General features: G+C 41.3%; 1 protein-coding gene. It reads left to right on the forward strand.

Going from position 1 to position 693, the window contains the following annotated elements; translation table 11 throughout:
• Nucleotides 1-197 precede the first annotated feature (197 nt).
• Nucleotides 198-693: transposase domain-containing protein (locus I6F54_RS20180; protein WP_197142805.1), on the forward strand; the 496-nt coding region annotated here is incomplete at its 3' end.

Here is a 693-nt window from a genome sequence, read left to right on the forward strand (position 1 = left end):
GGTGTTAAGTACTTTAGAGTTATAAAGTGGCGGGCAAATAAGCTTCTATATAAAATATAACTCAATTAATCAGTATTATATAAAAAATGCCGCTTAGTAAAGCTAACACCGATCAGTTAAGGTATTTTTGATCGGTTGACCGATCTTTTGGTTGCTTCACAATACCCTTATCATCTTTTGATTATGAGGGTATTTTTATGCTCAGTCATTGGTTACTTGATACGGATATATTCGCCACTCCTGACTCTTTATCTACATTTCAGAAACATATCCCTCTTGAGTGGATTTCTAATGTGCTCGAGCAGACCGATAAAGCAAGTATTCGCAAACGTAAGTTACCTGCTGAGCTTGTCGTCTGGCTTATCATTGCAATGGGTCTTTTTCGCGACCGCTCTATTAGTGACGTTGTTGAGAAGTTAGATTTAACACTCACTGATACCCTGGGCGATACGGTTGCTCCAAGTGCTATTCCTCAAGCGAGACAGCGCCTGAGTAGCGACCCCCTCCAAGCCTTATTTCACCTATGTGCGGCCCATTGGACACAAGAAGAAGATGCTGATGATACGTGGTATGGACTCCGGTTATTTTCTGTCGATGGAACGCAATTTCGTGCACCTGATACACCTGCTCTTGCTGAGCACTTTCACTATATTAAGCACAGTAAAAACCGTCATACAGAATATCCTATTGTAC

The organism is Pseudoalteromonas sp. SWXJZ10B, assembly GCF_015864475.1.
Classification (GTDB): domain Bacteria; phylum Pseudomonadota; class Gammaproteobacteria; order Enterobacterales; family Alteromonadaceae; genus Pseudoalteromonas; species Pseudoalteromonas arctica.